General features: G+C 61.2%; 12 protein-coding genes. 8 read left to right on the top strand and 4 right to left on the bottom strand.

Going from position 1 to position 13,679, the window contains the following annotated elements:
* Window positions 1-8 precede the first annotated feature (8 nt).
* Genes fni through crtB form a run of 5 tightly spaced genes read left to right on the top strand, consistent with a single transcriptional unit; the run spans window position 9 to window position 5,934 of the window.
* Window positions 9-1,052, top strand: a complete 1,044-nt coding sequence (gene fni, locus CSK29544_RS07945) for a type 2 isopentenyl-diphosphate Delta-isomerase (RefSeq protein ID WP_029039009.1) — start codon at window positions 9-11, stop codon at window positions 1,050-1,052.
* Complete coding sequence (locus CSK29544_RS07940) at window positions 1,049-2,323, top strand: glycosyltransferase (RefSeq protein ID WP_029039008.1); 1,275 nt, start codon at window positions 1,049-1,051, stop codon at window positions 2,321-2,323. Before fni ends, CSK29544_RS07940 begins: the two co-directional genes overlap by 4 nt.
* A complete protein-coding gene (crtY, locus tag CSK29544_RS07935; protein ID WP_029039007.1) occupies window positions 2,320-3,495 on the top strand; it encodes a lycopene beta-cyclase CrtY in 1,176 nt (391 codons plus the stop codon). The genes CSK29544_RS07940 and crtY overlap by 4 nt, the downstream gene beginning before the upstream one ends.
* Window positions 3,488-4,966 carry a phytoene desaturase gene (locus tag CSK29544_RS07930; RefSeq protein ID WP_029039006.1) on the top strand — a complete coding sequence of 493 codons (1,479 nt, stop codon included), beginning with the start codon at window positions 3,488-3,490 and terminating at the stop codon, window positions 4,964-4,966. Before crtY ends, CSK29544_RS07930 begins: the two co-directional genes overlap by 8 nt.
* A complete protein-coding gene (crtB, locus tag CSK29544_RS07925) occupies window positions 4,963-5,934 on the top strand; it encodes a 15-cis-phytoene synthase CrtB (RefSeq protein WP_029039005.1) in 972 nt (323 codons plus the stop codon). The genes CSK29544_RS07930 and crtB overlap by 4 nt, the downstream gene beginning before the upstream one ends.
* Here the strand turns inward: crtB and CSK29544_RS07920 are convergent.
* Window positions 5,822-6,364, bottom strand: a complete 543-nt coding sequence (locus tag CSK29544_RS07920; RefSeq protein ID WP_029039004.1) for a sterol desaturase family protein — start codon at window positions 6,362-6,364, stop codon at window positions 5,822-5,824. The two genes, crtB and CSK29544_RS07920, sit on opposite strands and share 113 nt — an antisense overlap.
* A gap of 174 nt (window positions 6,365-6,538) precedes the next feature.
* Complete coding sequence (locus tag CSK29544_RS25085) at window positions 6,539-8,479, bottom strand: methyl-accepting chemotaxis protein (RefSeq protein WP_029039003.1); 1,941 nt, start codon at window positions 8,477-8,479, stop codon at window positions 6,539-6,541.
* A gap of 889 nt (window positions 8,480-9,368) precedes the next feature.
* Here CSK29544_RS25085 and CSK29544_RS07910 point away from each other — a divergent pair.
* The 3 genes from CSK29544_RS07910 (at window position 9,369) to yjiA (ending at window position 12,919) form a co-directional block, all read left to right on the top strand.
* A complete protein-coding gene (locus CSK29544_RS07910) occupies window positions 9,369-11,522 on the top strand; it encodes a carbon starvation CstA family protein (RefSeq protein WP_029039002.1) in 2,154 nt (717 codons plus the stop codon).
* 209 nt (window positions 11,523-11,731) lie between these two features.
* On the top strand, window positions 11,732-11,935 hold the full coding sequence (locus CSK29544_RS07905; RefSeq protein ID WP_029039001.1) for a YbdD/YjiX family protein: 204 nt from the start codon (window positions 11,732-11,734) through the stop codon (window positions 11,933-11,935).
* 18 nt (window positions 11,936-11,953) lie between these two features.
* Complete coding sequence (gene yjiA / locus CSK29544_RS07900; RefSeq protein WP_029039000.1) at window positions 11,954-12,919, top strand: GTPase; 966 nt, start codon at window positions 11,954-11,956, stop codon at window positions 12,917-12,919.
* A gap of 38 nt (window positions 12,920-12,957) precedes the next feature.
* On the opposite strand, the gene CSK29544_RS07895 is transcribed toward yjiA, so the two are convergent.
* Together CSK29544_RS07895 and CSK29544_RS07890 are read right to left on the bottom strand one after the other, a co-directional pair.
* On the bottom strand, window positions 12,958-13,395 hold the full coding sequence (locus CSK29544_RS07895; protein ID WP_029038999.1) for a type II toxin-antitoxin system HicB family antitoxin: 438 nt from the start codon (window positions 13,393-13,395) through the stop codon (window positions 12,958-12,960).
* 16 nt (window positions 13,396-13,411) lie between these two features.
* The gene (locus CSK29544_RS07890; RefSeq protein WP_007764109.1) at window positions 13,412-13,600 is read right to left on the bottom strand and encodes a type II toxin-antitoxin system HicA family toxin; all 189 of its coding nucleotides are present in this window, start codon (window positions 13,598-13,600) and stop codon (window positions 13,412-13,414) included.
* Window positions 13,601-13,679: the final 79 nt, after the last annotated feature.

Below are 13,679 nucleotides of genomic sequence, written 5' to 3'. Positions count from 1 at the left end.
GAGTATGAATGAAGGACAAGGAACTGAGCCAACGCAAGAACGATCATCTGGATATCGTTCTGCACCCGGAGCGGGCTAAACAAACGATTCGCACCGGCTTTGAGCAGTGGCGTTTTGAGCACTGCGCCCTGCCGGAACTCGCGCTTGACGACATCGATCTCAGCACCCGCCTGTTTGGCCGCGTGATGAAAGCGCCGATTCTGATTAGCTCCATGACCGGCGGCGCGCGGCGCGCGAGCGATATCAACCGTCACCTCGCCGAAGCCGCGCAGACGCTGGGGCTGGCGATGGGCGTCGGCTCGCAGCGCGTGGCGCTGGAAAGCGAGGACAACTGGGGGCTGACGGGCGAACTGCGCCGGTACGCGCCGGATATCCCGCTGCTGGCGAATCTCGGTGCCGCGCAAATCGGCAGCGTTCAGGGGCTCGATTACGCCCAACGCGCCGTCGAGATGGTGGAAGCCGACGCGCTCATTATTCATCTTAATCCGTTGCAGGAAGCGCTCCAGACCGGCGGCGATCGCGACTGGCGCGGCGTGTTGGCAGCCATCAAGCGCGTCGTAAACGCACTGTCCGTGCCGGTGGTGGTGAAAGAAGTCGGCGCCGGGCTCTCGGTGCCGGTGGCGCGCCAGCTTGCGGAGGCAGGCGTCACGATGCTGGATGTGGCAGGCGCAGGCGGTACCAGCTGGGCCGCCGTGGAAGGTGAGCGCGCGGCGAGCGACCATGCCCGTAACGTGGCGATGGCCTTTACCAACTGGGGCATACCCACCGCCCAGGCGCTGCGCCAGATACATCAGGCGTTCCCGTCGATGCCGCTTATCGCCTCTGGCGGCATTCGCGACGGTATCGACGCCGCCAAAGCCCTGGCGATGGGCGCAAGTCTCGTCGGGCAGGCCGCGGCGGTGCTCGGCAGCGCGACCACCTCCACCAGCGCCGTGCTGGACCATTTCGCAGTCGTGATTGAACAGTTGCGGGTCGCCTGTTTTTGCACCGGCAGCGCCAGCCTCAGCGCGCTGCGTGAGGCCCGGCTGGTACGCGTCGGGGATGAGGAATGAGCCATTACGCGGTCATTACGCCCCCGCTTTACAGTCACGTTCATGCCATGCAGGCGCTCGCGCAGGCGCTTATCGCGCGCGGGCACCGCATCACCTTTATTCAGCAGGCCGAGGCCCGCACGCTGCTGGACGATGCGAACATCGGCTTTTATCCGGTAGGCGAAGCGAGCCATCCGCCCGGCAGCCTCGCCCGCACCTTACGCCTGACGGCGCACCCGGGTGGCCCGGCCATCCTGAGCCTGATTGACGACCTGGCGCGTACCACCGACATGCTGTGCCGGGAGCTGCCCGACGCGCTGACGCGTCTTGGCGTGGACGGCCTGATTGTCGATCAGATGGAGCCCGCGGGCGGTATCGTCGCCGACGCGCTGGAGCTGCCGTTTGTCTCGGTCGCCTGCGCCCTGCCGGTTAACCGCGAGGCAGGGCTTCCGCTGCCGGTCATGCCGTTTCGCTATGCGCAGACGCCGCGCGCCCGCAAGATTTACCAGACCAGCCAGCAGATACACGACTGGCTGATGGGTCGCCAGAGTAAAGTGATTGCCCACCACGCGCAGCGCTTCGGGCTCTCGCCCCGTCGCGGGCTGCATGATTGTCTCTCGCCGCTGGCGCAAATCAGCCAGACGCTCAGCGCGCTCGATTTCCCGCGCCACGCACTGCCGCCCTGCTTTCATGCAGTCGGTCCGCTGCGTCCGCCGCAGCCGCCGGTAGCGGAACCGGTGCCAGACGCGACACGCCCGCGCGTGTTCGCCTCACTCGGCACGTTACAGGGGCATCGCTACGGGCTGTTTCGCACCATCGCCCGCGCCTGTCGCGACGCTGACGTCGAACTGCTGGTCGCGCATTGCGGCGGCCTGAATGACGCGCAGGCCAGCGCGCTGAAAGCCTGCGGTGCCACACAGGTCACGGGATTTACCGATCAGCCGCTGGCGCTCAGCCAGTCGGATGCCGTCATCACCCACGGCGGGCTTAACACGGTGATGGACGCTATCGCCAGCGCCACGCCGCTGTTAGTGGTGCCGCTGGCGTTCGATCAGCCCGGCGTGGCGGCGCGGGTGGAGCACTGCGGCATCGGGCAGCGCGTCTCGCGCTTCGCCGGACGCCGCACCTTTGCCCGCAAGCTTAAAACGCTGCTTGGCGACGATCGCTGCCGCGCGCGTCTCGTCGCGATGCAGCGCGCGCTGGCGCAGGCGGGTGGCGTCGTGCGCGCGGCGCAGATCGCTGAACAGGCGCTGGATGAGCGCCGCCCTGTATTCGCGCAGGCTCCCTTATGAACACGCAGTGGGATCTGATTCTCGCTGGCGGCGGTCTGGCGAACGGGCTGATCGCCCTGCGCCTGCGCGCGCGACAGCCGGGGCTGAACGTGCTGCTGCTGGAGGCAAGCGACGCGCCCGGCGGTAATCACACCTGGTCATTTCACGGCGCGGATCTCACGGCCGAACAGCACGCCTGGCTCACACCGCTGGTGGCGCACCGCTGGGACGGCTACGAGGTGCGCTTTCCGGCGCTGACGCGCACGCTGGATGGCGGCTACTACAGCGTTACGTCTGAGCGTTTCGCTCACGTTTTGCAGGAAACCGTGGGTGAACGCCTCTGGCGCAACGCGCCGGTCGCGAGCCTGACGCCGCAGAGCGTGACGCTCACCGACGGGCGCACGCTGCACGCCCGCGCGGTGATTGACGGCCGCGGCTGGCAGGCGAGCCCGCATCTCACCGCAGGCCAGCAGGCGTTCCTCGGCCAGCAGTGGCGGCTCGCCGCGCCCCACGGCCTGACGCGCCCTGTTCTGATGGACGCCACGGTAGCGCAACAGGGCGGCTACCGGTTTGTCTACACGCTGCCGCTCACGCCCGACACGTTGCTGATAGAAGATACGCATTACATCGACAGCGCCACACTCGATCACGACCGCGCGCGGGAAAATATCGCCAGCTACGCGCGTTCGCAGGGCTGGCAGCTCGCGACGCTTGAGCGCGAGGAGCGCGGCAATCTGCCGATTACGCTTACCGGCGCGCCGCAGGCATTCTGGCGCGAGGCGCAGGGCGTGGCGCGCGCAGGCCTGCGCGCCGGGCTGTTCCACGCGACGACCGGCTATTCGCTGCCGCACGCGGCAACGCTTGCCGATCTTATCGCCGCGCAGCCGCCAGTCTCTTCAGCGGCGCTGTATGCGCTGACGGCAGATTACGCGCAGCGCCAGTGGCGGCGTCAGCGCTTTTTCCGGCTGCTGAACCGGATGCTGTTTCTGGCCGGAAAACCGGACCAACGCTGGCAGGTAATGCAGCGCTTTTATGGACTCAATGCGGGGCTTATCGCCCGGTTTTACGCCGGAAGACTGACCCCAATGGATATGGCGCGACTGCTGACAGGCAAACCCCCGGTTCCGGTGGGCGAAGCCATGCAGGCCGTGCTAAAGCAAACTCCCCGGCTGCGAGCTTTTCATCATGACTAAAACTGTTGTTATCGGGTCCGGCTTTGGCGGCCTGGCCCTGGCTATCCGCTTACAGGCGGCGGGCGTTCCCACCTTACTGCTTGAGCAGCGCGATAAACCCGGCGGGCGGGCGTATGTTTATGAAGATAAAGGGTTTACTTTTGACGCCGGCCCAACGGTGATCACCGATCCCTCAGCCATTGAGGAGCTGTTCACGCTGGCCGGTAAAAACATCGCCGATTATGTCGATCTTTTGCCCGTCACGCCGTTCTACCGCCTGTGCTGGGAGAACGGCCAGGTGTTTAATTACGATAACGATCAGGCGAGCCTTGAGGCGCAAATCGCCCGCTTCAACCCGCGCGATGTCGAAGGCTATCGCCAGTTCCTCGCGTATTCGCAGGCGGTGTTTAAAGAAGGCTATCTGAAGCTTGGCGCGGTGCCGTTCCTCTCGTTTCGCGATATGTTGCGCGCGGGCCCGCAGCTCGCGCGTCTTCAGGCGTGGCGCAGTGTGTATGGCATGGTGTCGAAATTTATCGAAGACGATCATCTGCGCCAGGCGTTCTCTTTCCATTCCCTGCTGGTGGGCGGCAACCCGTTTGCGACGTCATCAATCTATACGCTTATCCACGCGCTGGAGCGCCAGTGGGGCGTCTGGTTCGCCCGCGGCGGCACCGGCGCGCTGGTGCAGGGGCTGGTGAAGCTGTTTACCGATCTGGGCGGCGAGATTGAACTTAACGCCAAAGTGACGCGCCTCGATACCCAGGGCGACAAAATCAGCGGCGTGACGCTCGCCGACGGGCGACGCATTCCCGCGCGCGCCGTGGCGTCGAATGCTGATGTGGTACATACCTACAACAACTTGCTGCGCCATCACCCGCGCGGCGTCTCGCAGGCGGCCTCGCTGCGCCGCAAGCGGATGAGCAACTCGCTGTTCGTGCTCTATTTCGGGCTCAATCACCACCACAGCCAGCTCGCACACCACACCGTCTGCTTCGGGCCGCGCTACAAAGGGCTGATTGAAGATATCTTCAAACGCGACTCACTCGCGGACGACTTCTCGCTCTATCTGCACGCGCCGTGCGTCACCGATCCATCACTGGCCCCGCCGGGCTGCGGCAGCTATTACGTGCTCGCCCCCGTGCCGCACCTCGGCACCGCGAACCTGAACTGGGATGTCGAAGGGCCGCGCCTGCGCGACCGGATTTTTGAATATCTTGAGCAGCACTATATGCCGGGCCTTCGCGATCAACTGGTGACGCACCGTATGTTCACGCCGTTCGATTTCCGCGACCAGCTCGGCGCGTATCATGGCTCCGCGTTTTCGGTAGAGCCTATCCTCACCCAGAGCGCCTGGTTCCGCCCGCATAACCGCGACAGCCGCATCGATAACCTCTATTTAGTCGGCGCGGGCACGCACCCCGGCGCGGGCATTCCGGGGGTTATCGGCTCGGCGAAGGCTACCGCCGGGCTGATGCTGGAGGGGCATGCATGAGTGACAAACCGCTGCTGACGCATGCCACTGAAACCATCGAGGCGGGCTCCAAAAGCTTTGCCACCGCCTCGAAACTGTTTGACGCGAAAACCCGGCGCAGCGCGCTGATGCTCTACGCCTGGTGTCGCCACTGCGACGATGTGACTGACGGGCAGGCGCTTGGTTTTCGCGCGGCCGACGCGCCGACTGACACCCCGCAGGCGCGCATCGCTCTGCTGCGCGCGCTGACGCTTGAGGCTTACGCGGGCAAACCGATGCGCGAGCCAAATTTCGCGGCGTTTCAGGAGGTGGCGCTGGCACATCAGATCCCGCCTGCGCTGGCGCTCGATCATCTGGAAGGCTTCGCGATGGACGTGCGCGAAGAACGCTATCACACCTTTGATGACACGCTGCGCTACTGCTATCACGTGGCGGGCGTGGTGGGGCTGATGATGGCGCGCGTGATGGGCGTGCGCGATGAGGCCGTGCTGGATCGCGCCTGCGATCTGGGCCTGGCGTTTCAGCTCACGAATATTGCGCGGGATATTGTCGAAGACGCCGCCATCGGGCGCTGTTATCTGCCTGAGGTGTGGCTTCAGGAGGAAGGGCTGCGCGCTGACACGCTGACAGACCGCGCGCACCGCCCGGCGCTGGCGCGTCTCGCCGCACGTCTGGTGGATGAAGCGGAGCCGTATTACGCCTCGGCGCGCGCCGGGCTTGCCGGTCTGCCGCTACGCAGCGCCTGGGCTATCGCCACCGCGCATGGGGTCTACCGGGAGATTGGCGTCAAGGTGAAGCGCGCGGGCGTTAACGCGTGGGAAACGCGTCAGGGCACCAGCAAGGCCGAGAAAGTGGCCCTGCTGGCGAAAGGCGCGGTTATGGCCGTGAGTTCTCGCGGCGCGTCGTCGTCGCCTCGCCCTTCGGCGCTCTGGCAGCGGCCGCGCGCGCAGGACGACCGTTACGCTCACGCAGCACCGCCTGCAGCTTAGCCACCGGTGGCGCGTAGAGAAAACCAAAGGAGACGCAGCCTTCGCGCCCGCGCACCGCGTGATGCAGCCGGTGCGCCAGATAGAGCCGCTTCAGATAACCCCGGCGCGGCACATAGCGAAACGGCCAGCGCTGGTGAACCAGCCCGTCATGCACGATAAAATAGAGCGCGCCGTAGAGCGTCATCCCCGCGCCAATCCACTGTAGCGGCCAGCGTCCGCCTGCCCCAAGCGCAATAAGCAAAATCGCCACGCCCGCAAACACCACCGCGTAGAGATCGTTGACTTCAAACCAGCCTTTGCGCGGCGAATGGTGGGAAAGATGCCAGCCCCATCCCCAGCCGTGCATCACATATTTGTGCGTCAGCGCCGCCACGATTTCCATCGCCGCGACCGTCAGCAATACAATCGCCACGTTATACAGCACAATCATAATTTCTCCTGGGCCCGCCTGAAGGGAACGTCCTGTTGCCGGGAAACGTAAGCGCGGTTCGCGCCGCAACCCAGAGAGTATAGCAACCCAGGCGTCAGTGTCGGGGGAATCGCCCTGCCTCTGCGAATAAAAAAACCCCGGCAAGCCGGGGTTAATGTATGCCTGAGCTGACGCTTAAAAATGTTCCCATTCGCCCTGAGCACCCGCCACCGCAAGCGCTTTCGGCGCAGGCGCCGTGACCGGTACGGCGGCGGGCTCAGCACGGCGAGGCGCGCTGGTGCCGACGTTAAATATCGCGACCATCTGCTCCAGCTCGCGCGCCTGCTCTTCGAGCGACGAGGCGGCCGCGGAGGATTCCTCCACCAGCGCGGCGTTCTGCTGGGTCGTGGTGTCCATTTCCGACATGGCCTGGCCAATCTGCGCGATGCCGCGGCTCTGCTCGGTACAGGCGCGGGCGATCTCATCCATGATTTCACGCACTTTGGCGACGGAGCCGACGATATCTTCCATCGCTTCACCAGCGCTCGCCACCAGCTGCGCGCCGTTTTCGACACGCTGGTTCGCCTCCGTAATCAGCGCGCCTATCTCTTTGGCGGCGGTGGCGCTGCGGCTTGCCAGGGTGCGAACTTCCCCCGCCACCACGGCGAACCCGCGGCCCTGCTCACCGGCGCGCGCGGCTTCCACGGCGGCGTTCAGCGCCAGGATGTTGGTCTGGAAGGCAATACCGTTGATAACGCTGATAATGTCGGCGATTTTCCCGGAGCTCGCCTGGATATTACGCATCGTCTCGACCACTTCATTCACCACTTTCCCGCCGCGATCGGCGTTGGTGGAAGCCTGCGCGGCCAGCTGGCTTGCCTGCTGGGCGTTACCGGCGGTTTCTTTCACGGTAGATGTCAGCTCTTCCATGCTGGCCGCCGTCTGCACCACGGCGGCGGACTGCTCTTCGGTGCGCGATGAGAGATCGATATTCCCGGCAGCGATTTCTGACGACGCGCGCGAGACGTTATCGACGCCGTGACGCACACGGGTAATGATGCTTTTCAGGCTGTCGTTCATGGTGCCGACCGCCTGCATCAGCAGGCCCGGTTCATCGCGGCGCAGCGACGAGACGGTGACGGTCAAATCGCCCTGCGCGATGCGGTTCGCCACTGCTAACGTTTCACGCAGCGGGCGGGTGATATTGCGCGTAATGAACGCGGCGACAATCAGCCCAAACAATACGCCTGCCAGCGTCCCGGTGAGCATCAGCGTTTCAACATGGCTGATGGAATTGGCCATGCGCATTTTGCGAAACTCATGGAATTCGCTCACCGTTTCATTAAGTGCGGTCGCGGCGTTGCTGAGCGCGGTCGATTGTGTCTGCTGATCGCCTGAAGCCGACACAAACAGCGCGGCGCTGCTGTGCAGCATACGGGTCTGATCGGTCAATGCAGAGAGCCACGGCAGCGGCGTATCACGCGTACTGGCTCCCAGCTGCGCGGCGGTTGTGTCGATACTGCCCAGCAGCTCGTTGAGTTTGTTCAGCGTCTCGCGGTCGCCATGAGTGATCAGCGCGTCGACGGCGCTCCGTATCTGCTGCGCTTTCGCGGCAAGACGGGCCGCCAGCATCGCCGCCTGCGGGCTGGCGTCCGCCTGCTCGCTATACGCCGATGCCTGATCGATAAACTGAGACGGCCACTGCTCATGCAGATCGGCGGCGAGCGTATTACGCTGGCGCAGCGTCTGAATATATTTGTCGCGCACGCCGAGATAAGTTTGCAGATTGGTTTGCATGGCCGCAAACCGGGCGCGCCCTTCGGTATCCATATTAAATTGCGACAGCGACGCGAGCTGCTCACCCACCTGACGCAGCGCACTGGCGTTCAGCTCGGCGTATTTTTCCTCGCCGGTCAGCTGGAAGATCGTGCGGTTAATACGCGCTTCGTTCAGGGCAGTCACGATACTGACGGTCAGCGTTTCCTTACGGGCATTCTCATCCACCTGGCGAAAGCCATAAATTCCGGCACCAGCAATCAGCAACATAATGCACAGCACAATAATAAAACCCGACGTCAGTTTTTTGCCGACGCTCAGATTATTCACTTTCTCGCCAAACGACGTCACTAAAGCCATTGCATTCACCATCACGTTAAAATGATAAAAATTGTTTAACTGTTTATCGTCAGTGAAAGAATGATCCTTTAGCGCCTACGCTATTTGAACAGATTCAAAAAAATTCAATAATTATCAGAAAAAGAAAATATATTGGGTAAAATAATCACAGGATATATGTTAAAAAAATATTATCACGCAGGTAATTAAGTGCAAAAGTAGAGACTTAAGCGCAATCTGGCGTTCATTAAATAAACAATTATGCGTTTCTTTTTAACGTAAATTTTTGGGCCAGATTTGTTCTCCTTTTTTCACATATTTTTAAGTTAATGATTATCAGAAGATTTTATTTTCAAATAAATTTTCAGGCTTTCGCCTCTTCATTAACCAGTGCTTAATTCATGTTTATTACCACTTAATAATCAAGCTTATCTCCGGGGCGCGTATAAAATAACGCCGTAGTTCACCCTGACTGAAAGTGATACGGGTATCACATTCCCCGCGCGATCACAGTTAAAATATATCATGTATTATTAATTCAGAAGGCAACTTATTACCAACGCGAAACTATTTTACTTTTTACCATTATTACCCAGCGGGAAAGTGAATGCCGGTCGGAAAGAGAATAGGGTCGTGTGCCAGCGTCGAACGCCTATGCCACCTCTTACCTCCTACCCGCCCCCCGTGACTGGCGTCACAGAACCCGCGCCGCTCATGGCGCTGGCGAACCGCTCGCTCCGCTATATGACCGTTCGCCCCGCTATGTAACCGCTCGTTGAAGCCCTGCCCAGTCCGCCTGCGCGTTTTGTCATCATTAAGCGCGTTTTAAATCTTTTGGTTATCCGCCGTCTGCGCCGCCAGGGATGTACGTCACAGCCGGTTTTATCTCTGTCTGACAAGCAGGTCTCCTATGGACAAAAAAACAGTAATGAAACATCTGCCCTGGGCGCTTCTTGGCGTCATCGGGGCCTTTTGTCTTGCCGTAGTGGCATTACGCCGCGGCGAGAGCGTCAGCGCCTTGTGGATCGTGGTGGCTTCGGTCTCCATCTACCTGGTGGCTTACCGCTACTACAGCTTGTATATCGCCAGCCGCGTGATGCAACTCGACCCAACGCGCGCGACCCCGGCAGTCATTAATAACGACGGGCTGAACTATGTGCCCACCAACCGCTACGTGCTGTTCGGCCACCATTTCGCCGCCATCGCAGGCGCGGGGCCGCTGGTGGGCCCGGTGCTGGCTGCGCAGATGGGCTACCTGCCCGGTACGCTGTGGCTGCTCGCAGGCGTGGTGCTGGCGGGCGCGGTACAGGATTTCATGGTGCTGTTTATCTCCTCGCGCCGGAACGGTGCCTCGCTTGGCGAGATGATCAAAGAGGAGATGGGCCCGGTGCCGGGTACCATCGCGCTGTTCGGCTGCTTCTTAATCATGATCATTATCCTCGCGGTGCTGGCGCTTATCGTGGTGAAAGCGCTGGCGGAGAGCCCGTGGGGTGTCTTTACCGTCTGCTCGACGGTGCCGATCGCGCTGTTTATGGGCATCTACATGCGCTTTATCCGTCCGGGGCGCGTGGGTGAAGTGTCGGTTATCGGCGTGGTGCTGCTGGTGGCGTCTATCTGGTTCGGCGGCGTGATCGCAGCCGACCCGTACTGGGGCCCGGCGCTGACCTTTAAAGACACCACGATCACTTACGCGCTGGTGGGCTACGCGTTTGTCTCCGCTCTGCTGCCGGTGTGGCTGATTCTGGCGCCGCGCGACTACCTGGCGACGTTCCTGAAAATCGGCGTGATTGTCGGCCTGGCGGTGGGCATTCTGATCCTCAATCCGGAACTGAAAATGCCTGCCGTGACGCAGTATATCGACGGCACCGGGCCGCTGTGGAAAGGCGCGCTGTTCCCGTTCCTGTTTATTACTATCGCCTGCGGCGCGGTCTCCGGCTTCCATGCGTTGATCGCCTCCGGCACCACGCCGAAGCTGCTGGCGAACGAAACCGACGCGCGCTTTATCGGCTATGGCGCGATGCTGATGGAATCCTTCGTCGCCGTGATGGCGCTGGTGGCGGCCTCTATCATCGAGCCGGGCCTCTATTTCGCGATGAACACCCCGCCCGCCGGGCTTGGCATCACTATGCCGAACCTGCATGAGCTGGGCACCGACAACGCGCCGCTGATTCTGGCGCAGCTCAAGGATGTTTCTGCCCACGCGGCGGCGACCGTGAGCGCCTGGGGTTTTGTGATAACGCCTGAGCAGATCATGCAGACCGCCAAAGATATCGGCGAACCGTCTGTACTGAACCGCGCGGGCGGCGCGCCGACGCTTGCCGTCGGTATCGCCCACGTGTTCCACAAAATCATTCCGGCCGCGGATATGGGCTTCTGGTATCACTTTGGCATTCTGTTCGAGGCGCTGTTTATCCTGACCGCGCTGGACGCCGGTACCCGTTCTGGCCGCTTTATGTTCCAGGATTTGGTGGGCAACTTTGTGCCGTTCCTGAAAAAAACCGATTCGCTGGTGGCGGGCATCGTCGGGACGGCGGGCTGCGTCGGCCTGTGGGGTTATCTGCTCTATCAGGGCGTGGTGGACCCGCTCGGCGGCGTGAAGAGCCTGTGGCCGCTGTTCGGTATCTCTAACCAGATGCTGGCCGCCGTGGCGCTGGTGCTGGCGACCGTGGTGCTGGTGAAGATGAAGCGCACCCGTTATATCTGGGTGACCGTGGTGCCGGCGGTGTGGCTGCTTATCTGCACCACCTGGGCGCTCGGCATGAAGCTCTTTAGCGTGAATCCGCAGATGGAAGGCTTCTTCTATATGGCGAACGAATATAAAACGCGTATCGCCGCAGGCGGCGCGGAGCTGACCGAGCAGCAGGTAGCCAACATGCACCATATCGTTATTAACAACTACACCAACGCGGGCCTGAGCATTCTGTTCCTGGTGGTGGTGTATAGCATCATTTTCTATGGTGTTCGCACCGCGATGAAGGCGCGTCGTTCCGCACAGCCGTGCGCGAGAGAAACGCCGTATGTGCCGGTACCGGAAGGCGGCGTGAAAACCTCATCGCACCATTAATGTGATGGCGGAAACGGCGGGTGCGCGAGGCTTACCCGCCCTACATTTAACAGATTCATTTGTTGTCCAGGGTGGGTAAGCGGAGCGCACCCACCATCGCACGTGCAGATTTCATCCGTAGGGTAGGTAAGCGGAGCGCACCCACCTTGCATCGACACAATCGCAAGCCCCGGCCCGTACCGTCGGGCTTTTTCTGCCTGGGGAACACAATGTTTGGTAACTTAGGACAAGCGAAAAAATACCTGGGTCAGGCGGCAAAAATGCTGATTGGTATTCCGGACTATGACAACTACGTTGAGCATATGAAGACCAATCACCCGGATAAACCGTATATGACCTACGACGAATTCTTCCGCGAGCGCCAGCAAGCGCGTTACGGCGGAAGCAGCGAAGGCGGCATGCGCTGCTGCTGACACTTACCGGAGGTAAACATGCAACCCGTTGCGGTCACGCTATTAACCGGCTTTCTTGGCGCCGGAAAAACCACGCTGCTGCGTCATATTCTCGAAGCCAACCACGGCTATAAAATCGCGGTCATTGAAAACGAATTCGGCGAAACGCCCATCGACAGCGAAATCTTAGGCAGCCGCGCCACGCAAATGAAAACGCTCAGCAACGGCTGCATCTGCTGCACCCGCTCGGAAGAACTGGAATCGGCGCTGCTCGATTTGCTGGAACTGCTGGACGGCGGCGTCACCACATTCGATCGGGTGATCATCGAGTGTACCGGCATGGCAGACCCCGGTCCGATCGTCCAGACGTTCTTCTCCAATGACACCCTGTGCGAGCGCTATCTGCTGGATGGCGTCATCACGCTGGTGGACGCCGTACACGCCGGACAGCAGATGGACCGCTACGCGCTGGCGCAGTCGCAAATCGGCTACGCCGATCGCATTCTGCTGACTAAAACCGATGTGGCGGGCGAAGACGAAGCGCTGCTGGCCCGTCTGCGCCGCATTAACGCCCGCGCGCCGGTGCATAAAGTGGTGCATGGCGAGGTGGCTCTGGGGCTGATTTTCGACACCCAGGGCTTTATGCTCGAAGAGCGCATCGTACAGCCCGCGCCGCGCTTTCACTTCGCGCCCCCCGCGCAGACCGATATCACCTCTATTGTGGTGAATTTTGATTACCCGGTGGCGCTGGATGCGGTTTCCCGCGTGATGGAAGAACTGCTGTTAGAGTTCGCCGATAACCTGATGCGCTACAAAGGGATGCTCTATATTCAGGACGAACCGCGCCGTTTGTTGTTCCAGGGCGTCCAGCGGCTTTACAGCGCCGACTGGGACCGCGAATGGGCGAGCGACGAAACGCCGCACAGCACGCTGGTGTTTATCGGCGCGCATCTGCCGGAAGACGAGATCCGCGCCGCCTTTGCATCGCTTGCGCCGAAGGATTGAGCCTGCGCTCCCTGCGCTCAGGGAGCAGCTGAACAGAATTATTCGCCCTGTAGCGCATGGCGCGCCGCCTGCGCCAGAAAGTGACTGCGGTCGCGGTATCGCCCGTCGCTCGCTTTAACCCGGTTGTCGATGCGCTGGATAAGCGTATCCGGCAGCGTGATATTAATGCGCTGCTGACGCCCTTCCAGCCCGCTCAGATCCACCTCAATCACGAACCAGCTGTCATACGCGCGATAATCCGGGTGCGCGGCGTAGGTGAGATGACCGGCATCCCTGATCGCCTCCGCGCGATATTTACCGCTACGGATCATCTCTTCAAGCACCAGCAAAATCGCCTCGCGAGCGGCAGGCGCAATACCCGCTTTGTCGTCGACTGCGGAATAACAGCCAAATTCCTCATTGCATAAAGCAGGCACCACGATGCCCCACGCCATATCAACGCTCGCGGGCGTTTCAACGCCTACAGAAAAAAACATGTTTGCCTCCGGCGAGTTATGGTTTAAGACCGGCCATTTTCAGGATGGCGTTTAGCGTTCCCGGCGGCAGATCCTTTTTCGGGTGCGGGACGGGAAACGTTTTGCCCGTGAGCGGCGACCACCATATTTGATGACTGCCGCCGTTATGCCTCACGCATTCACATCCTGCCGTCTGCAGCCGCCTGATAAGCTCGCTGGATCTCATCCGCCCTCCTGGCCCTCATAATATACACATGCATACACACGAAAACAAATGGCCTGTACAGGCCGATGACAAACACAAA

It is taken from the genome of Cronobacter sakazakii, from assembly GCF_000982825.1.
In the GTDB taxonomy this organism is placed as follows: Bacteria; Pseudomonadota; Gammaproteobacteria; order Enterobacterales; family Enterobacteriaceae; genus Cronobacter; species Cronobacter sakazakii.
The sequence above is the reverse complement of the archived record's forward strand: the minus strand, read 5'-3'. Positions and strand labels throughout refer to the sequence as shown.